The sequence below is a fragment of the Cyclobacterium sediminis genome (assembly GCF_054781075.1).
In genome coordinates, this window is record NZ_BAAGVC010000038.1 from 1 (window position 1) to 8,457 (window position 8,457).

At 34.5% G+C, this 8,457-nt stretch carries 8 protein-coding genes; 5 read left to right on the forward strand and 3 right to left on the reverse strand.

What is annotated here, in order from left to right; all coding sequences use genetic code 11:
* Positions 1-160 precede the first annotated feature (160 nt).
* Both ACYVHJ_RS19440 and ACYVHJ_RS19445 read left to right on the forward strand, forming a co-directional pair.
* Positions 161-706: a BRCT domain-containing protein gene (locus ACYVHJ_RS19440; protein WP_005807148.1), complete on the forward strand. Its 546-nt coding sequence runs from the start codon at positions 161-163 to the stop codon at positions 704-706.
* Between the two features lie 220 nt (positions 707-926).
* Positions 927-1,751 (forward strand): class D beta-lactamase OXA-347, encoded by an 825-nt coding sequence (locus tag ACYVHJ_RS19445; RefSeq protein ID WP_004295324.1) that lies wholly within the window; start codon positions 927-929, stop codon positions 1,749-1,751.
* Between the two features lie 202 nt (positions 1,752-1,953).
* On the opposite strand, the gene erm(F) is transcribed toward ACYVHJ_RS19445, so the two are convergent.
* Positions 1,954-2,754, reverse strand: a complete 801-nt coding sequence (gene erm(F) / locus ACYVHJ_RS19450; RefSeq protein ID WP_004295323.1) for a 23S rRNA (adenine(2058)-N(6))-methyltransferase Erm(F) — start codon at positions 2,752-2,754, stop codon at positions 1,954-1,956.
* Between the two features lie 66 nt (positions 2,755-2,820).
* Positions 2,821-3,899, reverse strand: a protein-coding gene (locus tag ACYVHJ_RS19455; RefSeq protein ID WP_141629448.1) for an IS3 family transposase whose coding sequence is annotated in 2 segments (ribosomal slippage) — positions 2,821-3,638 and positions 3,638-3,899 — 1,080 coding nt in all. Because the reading frame shifts where the segments join, the coding sequence is not laid out codon by codon here.
* Between the two features lie 498 nt (positions 3,900-4,397).
* Between ACYVHJ_RS19455 and ACYVHJ_RS19460 the strand changes: the two genes are divergently transcribed.
* Positions 4,398-5,261 (forward strand): AadS family aminoglycoside 6-adenylyltransferase, encoded by an 864-nt coding sequence (locus ACYVHJ_RS19460; protein ID WP_010257826.1) that lies wholly within the window; start codon positions 4,398-4,400, stop codon positions 5,259-5,261.
* A 201-nt stretch (positions 5,262-5,462) separates the two neighbouring features.
* Here ACYVHJ_RS19460 and catB read toward each other — a convergent pair whose 3' ends face one another.
* The gene (catB, locus tag ACYVHJ_RS19465) at positions 5,463-6,092 is read right to left on the reverse strand and encodes a CatB-related O-acetyltransferase (RefSeq protein ID WP_460518170.1); all 630 of its coding nucleotides are present in this window, start codon (positions 6,090-6,092) and stop codon (positions 5,463-5,465) included.
* Between the two features lie 343 nt (positions 6,093-6,435).
* On the opposite strand from catB, the gene ACYVHJ_RS19470 reads away from it, so the two are divergent.
* Positions 6,436-7,602: a tetracycline-inactivating monooxygenase Tet(X2) gene (locus tag ACYVHJ_RS19470; protein WP_008651082.1), complete on the forward strand. Its 1,167-nt coding sequence runs from the start codon at positions 6,436-6,438 to the stop codon at positions 7,600-7,602.
* 192 nt (positions 7,603-7,794) lie between these two features.
* Complete coding sequence (locus ACYVHJ_RS19475) at positions 7,795-8,394, forward strand: exonuclease domain-containing protein (protein ID WP_050427871.1); 600 nt, start codon at positions 7,795-7,797, stop codon at positions 8,392-8,394.
* The last annotated feature ends 63 nt before the right edge of the window (positions 8,395-8,457 follow it).

Sequence of the window (8,457 nt, forward strand, 5' to 3'; positions counted from 1 at the left end):
TCTCAACGAGTTTATTTACAAATTAAACAGACGGTATTTTGGAGACAAACTCTTTGACAGACTAGTAATTGCGAATATAACAGGTGCATAAACGGATAATCAGAAAAATCTATATGAACATTATAATTTAAAACCATATGTCATAAGTTATATTGACACAATGTTATTTGCAGATAAACTTGGGATGCCTAAAAAAATAAAAGATTTAGCAGAGAGTTTGGACTTAGAAGTAACAAATCATCACGACCCAGAATTCGATGCAAAACTTTGTGCTTTAATATTTGGCGAATTGACTGACAAGTATCCAAGTTATCAAGAACTAATAAGAAAAATTGATGACCAGCCTAAAACAAATAATAATTATTTCAATCAACCAAGTGAAGATGTTTTAGAAGAAAATGAAGAGCATTTATCAAATTATCAAATAACTCAAAACGAACTTGAAAACATTGATTTAATAGGAAAAGGAATAGTTATTACGGGCAACTTTTCAATAGAAAGAGAAGAAATAAAAACTTTTCTAATGAAAATTGGTGGACAAATAAAATCAGGAATAACAGGTAAAGTAGATTTTGTTTTTGCAGGTGAAGATTGTGGTTGGTCAAAAATCCAAAAAATAAACGACTTAAACCAATCAAAAAAAGCAAACATTAGAATTTTAAACGAAGCTGACTTAAATTATCTTATCAAAAAATACGGCATATAACATCGCATTGGCAAAATGGCGGGTTAAGTGCCAAACTCAACTTTTGTGCATTTTATTCCGCCGAATGTGTTCCACATTCAGCTTTTTTTAATAATTTAGCTTCTGTGGAAACACATCGGCTACGTCACTGCTAAATTGAACTTTTTGTCCAATTTATCCGCCACTTCGCCAATGCGTTTCCCGTTAGTGGCAACAAAAACAAACGATAATTAGACAATAAATGAAAAATATTTTATTTGTAGTTTTTATTTCAATGATATTTTTATTTGTTTGCTGTAACACAACAACGAATAAAAACATAATTGAAACAGAAATTTCTGATTTTGACAAAATTTTAGATAGTTTTCAAGTAAATGGTTCAATTCTAATTTATGATAACGACAAGAATACTTTTTACTCAAATGACTTTGATTGGGCTAAAAACGGAAAATTACCTGCATCAACATTCAAAATTCCAAATTCTATAATTGCTGTTGAATTAGGCATTATTGAAAATGATACAACTATTTTAAAATGGAATGGCGAGCAGAGAAAAATGGATATTTGGGAAAAAGATTTATCATTTAAAGATGCTTTTAGAATTTCCTGTGTTCCTTGCTATCAGGAAATTGCAAGGAAAATCGGAACAATTAAAATGAAAGAATATTTAGAAAAATTTGAGTATAAAAATATGATTTTTGACAGTTTAACGATTGACAATTTTTGGCTTGAAGGAAATTCAAAAATATCTCAAAAACAACAAATCGACTTTTTAAGGAAATTCTATTTTTCAAAATTTCCAATTTCTGATAGGACAATAAAGATTGTCAAAAATATTATGGAAATTGAGCGAACTGAAAATTACATTTTAAGCGGTAAGACTGGATTAAGTTCGATAGAAGAAAAATATAATGGTTGGTTTGTTGGTTATGTTGAAACAAAATCTAATGTTTATTTTTTTGCAACAAATGTAATTCCGACAGACGGATTGAATGTTGATGATTTTATTTCATCGAGAATTAATGTAACAAAAAATGCGTTAAAGCAAATGAATATAATGAAATGATAAATGCCACTAACATATGGTAGCCGATAATTGCCGGCTTTCGTGCCAACTTGATACTTTGGTGCTTTTAACGAACCGAAGTGCTAAATTGATACGAAAGTGCTGTAAATCCGGCAACTACGGCTACCATTTTTCGTTATGCGGCAGCTTAAAAGACGACACCAAACCAGAAAAATCATCTTGACAACCACCCGACTTTGAACTACGAAGGATGAAATTTTTCAGGGACAACTTCCAGCATTTCCAAAAAACAGTTTACCCATTGACTTGGAGACAAACAAACAATTTGAGCATTAAGGTTTAAACCGAATTTTTCCGAAATTGACCTGACCTGACTTTTCCTGAAAATCGACTTTAAAGCTGTTTTTACAGATAAATCAGGTTTCTCTAACAGACAGGAAATAAATGCTAAGTATTTGGCTTTAAACTTAAAATCAAAAAATAACTGTTTTCTTTTAATGTTTAACAGGGCTGATTTGACAGTTGGCGGTGGAAAGAAACTTTCAGGACCTACCTCATAGACAAGTTTCAAATCAAAAAAAGTATGATAGAAAACGGTATATGGATTGTAAAGCTTCCTCGAAAATAACTTTTGTGTAGGTTCTAACTGAAGGACAATGGAACCTCCCAGAAAATTTCCAAGACTCTCAAACATCAGGATTTTGAAAATATCGGAAGTAATGCCATAAGGAATATTTGACACCACTTTGAAAGGAAATTTCGGAACTGCAAAATTCCTAAAATCACAACCGACAACTTGAACATTTCGGGCATCAGAAAATAATTTTCGTAAATGTTCAACCAAAGCTGTGTCGTTTTCAATAGCAACAACATTGTTGGCGATTTTTAATAAATGAACAGTAAGAAACCCCTTGCCTGCCCCAATATCTAAAACCGTATCCTGATTACTTATATTTGCTTGTCTTATTGCATCTTTTATTAGCACTTTATCAATAGTAAAGTGCTGACCCGTAAAACGAACGGGCAATTTCTTTTTTGTCATTAGTAACTTCTTACAGGTGAATACTTTGTGTGCTTCCCTTATTTTCGTGCCAATCAAAAATAGAATTTATTGTTGAAACTTATACTCCATCGGTGTTTTATTTTTTAGCGCTCTATGCGGTCTGTTATAATTATAATCCTTTATCCATTCCTCACTTATCATTTTTACCTCTTTTATTGATGTGAACACATAGGCGTTTAAAATATCTCTTCTGAATGTGCCGTTGAGCCTTTCAATGTAAGCATTCTGTGTGGGTTGGCCGGGCTGTATGAAAACCAGTTTGATCTGCCTCTGCTTGCTCCACATATCCAATTTTGCACTAATAAACTCCGGTCCGTTGTCCACTCTGATCATTTGCGGATAACCTCTTTGCTGGGCAATTTCTTCCAGGCACCTGATTACCCTTAAGGTTGGCAGCGAGGTATCGGCCTCTATCATAAGTACTTCCCTGTTAAAGTCGTCGATTACATTCAATAGCCTTATTTTTCTCCCATCCCACAGGCTATCACTCATAAAATCTATGCTCCAGACCTGGTTGATTGCATGTGGCTTAAATAGTTGTTGTTTTGCCCTAGCTGGCAATCTTTTCCTTGTCCTCCTTCTAATGTTAAGTTTTAGTGCGGTATAGATCCTGTACAGTTTTTTGTGGTTAACCACCTCTCCGGATTTTCGTATCCTATGATAGCTCTGCCAAAAACCTATACTGACGTGCCTATCGACCAAAGCATTCAATAGCCCAATGTATTTATCATCCTGTTTGGAGCAAGCTTGATAGCTATAGCTGCTCCTGGGAAGTCCAATTGCTTTGCAGGCCTTGCGCTTACTTATCCGATGTTCGCAGGTCAGATAGGTAACGACTTCCTTTTTTTGGCAAGGCGCTAAAGCTTTTTTTCGATCACATCTTTCAAGGCCTCATTCAGTAGTGCCAAGTCGGTATACATCCGTTTGAGCTTGGCATTCTCAGCTTCCAGTTCCTTTAGGCGCTTGAGATCGTTAATTTCCATCCCCCCATATTTGCTTCGCCAGCGGTAAAAGGTCTTCTCTGAAATGCCATTTGACCTGGCAATATCACTTGCCTTAACGCCTTTCTCGTGCTGTCTCAATATTGAAACAATCTGTGCTTCCGTAAATTGTGTTGTTTTCATAATTATTAATTAAAAATAGGGCCTTTTTTCTATTTTTAATCGGACCAATTTCGGGGAAGCACACAACTTGAATTCAAATCGTGGAGAAGTGAATAGACAGTATTACCCGACAGAGCAACTATGACAACGTAACGCCTTTACAAAAAAGTCGGTACACGAAACCCATAGACTAATTGTCTTGACCTAAAAGAGATTGGAATTTTCAGGACTGCCTATCACTTAGATAGAAGTCCAAGGTCTGCTGAAATACATAATTCAAAAATTGAAATTGCTTGACTGCAAATTTAGTAACTTTGCTTGACAAATTAACGAGAAAGAAGAGAAAATGAAAACCGACCGCATAACATCACCTATACGCAAGCAGGGGTTTCGTGCTTCGTAGGACAGTTAAGTGGTAAATTTAAAGTTCAGTTCTTCGTAGGAAGTTCAGTGGTTAAAATCCCTGCCTGCGTATAGCTGAGAACCGTTGTACGACATAGTAAAACCGAACCAAACAAAATGAAAGTCAGAGAAGAAAAGTTAAGAACAATTATAGAATGGTCGGAGAAAAACGAAGATGTAAGAGTTCTTCTTCTGACAAGTTCACTTGTAAATCCTTTAGCACTTGTTGACGAATTTAGTGATTTAGACATTGAATTTGTTTTTGAGGATAATACAAATTACATTTCAGACAAAAGCTGGACGCTTAAATTCGGAAATCCAATTGCTATGATTGAAGAAGACGAAAGTTGTTTTAACCATAAACACGCAATGAAAATGCTACTTTATGAAGACGGTGTGAAAGTAGATTTTAAACTTTACAGCAAATCAAAATTTATAAAGGAAACGCAAGAGAAAGAATTACCAGAAGATTGGGATATTGGTTATAAAATTTTAATTGATAAAGATGGTATTACAAAGCAAATGCTGAAACCAACTTATCAAATTTCCATTATCAAAAAACCGTCTGAAAAAGAGTTTCAAAATCTAATAAACGATTTTTGGTGGGACACAACTTACGTGGCAAAGTGTCTTGTGAGAGATGAAATATTCTATGCGAAATTTATGTCGGAAACCGTTATTCGCACAGAATATTTAATTCCTTTAATTGAATGGCACATTGCAAGTGAACACAATTGGAACATAACGACCAATAAATATGGACGACTTTTCAAAAAGTATCTTAACCAGGAAATGTGGGCTAAAACAGAACAAACATTTTCAGGGAGCAATATAAAGGAAAATTGGACTGCTCTATTTTCAATGACTGATTTAGTTTCAGAAATAGGAACTGAATTGTCAAAAAAATTAGAGTACAAATACCCGGATAAATTAGAAAATGACATACGAAAATATTTAGCTGGACTAAAACCCAAAACATAACTACGTCGTACAACATCGTATTGGCAATAGGCGGGCTGAACGGCTTCGTATCAACGGAAGTGCAAAATTCAATTTCTGTTCTTCGATTAAAGTTCAGTGCTAAAAATCCCGCCCATCGCCAATACGCGGCACGTTATGTGTAATTTTAGCCGCAAACGCAGTTAAAACAAAAAGGCTCCGAATTTCGGAACCTTCTTTTTATCATTTCATTTTTCTAAAAAACTTGTACAACAAATCGATTTTATTTGAACAAAGAATTGGCATTGCTTCAAAAAGATTTTCCTCATCCCATTCCCACCATTTCATTTCCTGCAACTTTTGGATGTCATCATCGCTAAATCTCTTTTTTATTAATTTGGCTGGATTTCCCCCTACAATTGAATAAGGTTCAACATCTTTTGTAACCAAAGCACGACTGCCAATAACAGCTCCATCTCCTATCTGAACTCCTGGCATTATCATAGCTTCACTACCAATCCAAACATCATTCCCAACAACTGTATCTCCTGCTTTTTGAAATCCATCTTGGCTTTTACTGAAAACATCAAATTCAGACATATAAAAAAATGGAAAACTGGAAATCCAATCATATTTATGACCTTGATTACCTGCCATTATGAAACTTGCACCACTCCCTATTGAGCAGTAAGAACCGATAATTAGTTTATCGACATCATTCCTGTCCGGAAACAGATAACGAGCACAATCATCAAATGAATGACCGTGATAATAACCAGAATAATAAGAATATTTACCCGAAATTATATTGGGATTAGTTATGTGGTCTTTGATTATTTTTCCTTTAAAAGGACTTTCGAAGTAATTTTTCATTATTTAACATATTTAATTTACAATAAGAGACAATAAGGAAACGAAGAATAATACTAAACTATTCTCTTCCTATACGTTGCGTAAAGTAAATTTGCTAATCTGATAATTTCATCTGACAAAGATACTAAAAAACTACACATAACATCGCATTGGCAAAATGGCGGGTTAAGTTCAAAATTCAACTTTTGTGCTTTTTATTCCGCCGAATGTGTCCCACATTCAGCTTTTTTTTAATAATTTAGCTTCTGTGGAAACACATCGGCTACGTCACTGCTAAATTGAACTTTCGGTTCAATTTATCCGCCACTTCGCCAATGCGTTTCCCGTTATGTGCCATTTTTGAATGACAATGCGAATAGATACAGACAAACAAATGAATTTACTTAGTGATAAGAACGTTGCAATAATTGGTGGTGGACCCGTTGGACTGACTATGGCAAAATTATTACAGCAAAACGGCATAGACGTTTCAGTTTACGAAAGAGACAACGACCGAGAGGCAAGAATTTTTGGTGGAACCCTTGACCTACACAAAGGTTCAGGTCAGGAAGCAATGAAAAAAGCGGGATTGTTACAAACTTATTATGACTTAGCCTTACCAATGGGTGTAAATATTGCTGATGAAAAAGGCAATATTTTATCCACAAAAAATGTAAAGCCCGAAAATCGATTTGACAATCCTGAAATAAACAGAAATGACTTAAGGGCTATCTTGTTGAATAGTTTAGAAAACGACACGGTTATTTGGGATAGAAAACTTGTTATGCTTGAACCTGGTAAGAAGAAGTGGACACTAACTTTTGAGAATAAACCGAGTGAAACAGCAGATTTGGTTATTCTTGCCAATGGCGGGATGTCCAAGGTAAGAAAATTTGTTACCGACACGGAAGTTGAAGAAACAGGTACTTTCAATATACAAGCCGATATTCATCAACCAGAGATAAACTGTCCTGGATTTTTTCAGCTATGCAATGGAAACCGGCTAATGGCATCTCACCAAGGTAATTTATTATTTGCTAACCCCAATAATAATGGTGCATTGCATTTTGGAATAAGTTTTAAAACACCTGATGAATGGAAAAACCAAACGCAGGTAGATTTTCAAAACAGAAATAGTGTCGTTGATTTTCTTCTGAAAGAATTTTCCGATTGGGACGAACGCTACAAAGAATTGATTCATACGACGTTGTCATTTGTAGGATTGGCTACACGGATATTTCCTTTAGAAAAGCCTTGGAAAAGCAAGCGCCCATTACCCATAACAATGATTGGGGATGCCGCACATTTGATGCCGCCTTTTGCAGGGCAGGGAGTAAATAGTGGGTTGGTGGATGCCTTGATATTGTCTGATAATCTAGCCGATGGAAAATTTAATAGCATTGAAGAGGCTGTTAAAAATTATGAACAGCAAATGTTTATCTATGGCAAAGAAGCACAAGAAGAATCAACTCAAAACGAAATTGAAATGTTTAAACCCGACTTTACGTTTCAGCAATTGTTAAATGTATAAAATGGAATAAAACGGCACATAACAAACAAATTGGCAATAGAGCCGGTGAAGTACTTCTATTGAACTTTTGTGCAATGTTGAAGATTAGTAATTCTATTCAACATTTGTGCTAAAAGTCGGCTCCATCGCCAATTTGCCAAACGTTATATGCCATATTACACCAAAACTCGTCTGAATTATACAAAATGAACTATGTTTAACTTTTTTAAACCTAAACCAAAAAATCAAATTGAAATGGAAGTTTCGGGAATAAATCCTGAAACAAACAATGAATTTCTATTCTATAATTTTATCGAAAATACACCAAACTATATTCTTGAACCTTGGCTAAAAAAAGCAAAACAAGTTGGTTATAAAGTAAAACCTCAATACGAACAAGCGATTTTGCAAAAATTGAAATTCAATCAATTTAAAAATCCTCATACATTCCCTGAGTACTTTGAAAATAAATTTGATTTTATTGCTATTGACTTTGAGACAGCAAATAACAGTAGATTAAGTGCTTGTGCAATCGGATTATGCTTCGTGAAAAATGACACAATAGTTTATTCGACAAAACACTATATAAATCCACCAAAATCAGAAAAGTTTTTAAAAACTCATACTTCAATACACGGAATTTCATATGAAGATGTAGAATTTTCCCTTAATTTTCAAGAATTATGGGAAGACGAACTTTCTAAATATCTTTCATCTAATTTATTAATTTTTCATAATGCGAGTATGGACTTGAGTGTTTTGAAAAATCTATCTGATTCTCCGCAAACACACCTAATATTTTTAGTATATTAGCGCTCAAAAAGCAGGGATTATGAACATATTCAGTTTTACGGCTCATTTCGGTTCGGAGGAAGA

Coding starts and splice junctions, on each gene's coding strand:
- ACYVHJ_RS19440 (WP_005807148.1), top strand. CDS start 161: ATGTTATTTGCAGATAAACTTGGGATGCCTAAAAAAATAAAAGATTTA.
- ACYVHJ_RS19445 (WP_004295324.1), top strand. CDS start 927: ATGAAAAATATTTTATTTGTAGTTTTTATTTCAATGATATTTTTATTT.
- ACYVHJ_RS19460 (WP_010257826.1), top strand. CDS start 4,398: ATGAAAGTCAGAGAAGAAAAGTTAAGAACAATTATAGAATGGTCGGAG.
- catB (WP_460518170.1), bottom strand. CDS start 6,092: ATGAAAAATTACTTCGAAAGTCCTTTTAAAGGAAAAATAATCAAAGAC.
- ACYVHJ_RS19470 (WP_008651082.1), top strand. CDS start 6,436: ATGACAATGCGAATAGATACAGACAAACAAATGAATTTACTTAGTGAT.
- ACYVHJ_RS19475 (WP_050427871.1), top strand. CDS start 7,795: ATGTTTAACTTTTTTAAACCTAAACCAAAAAATCAAATTGAAATGGAA.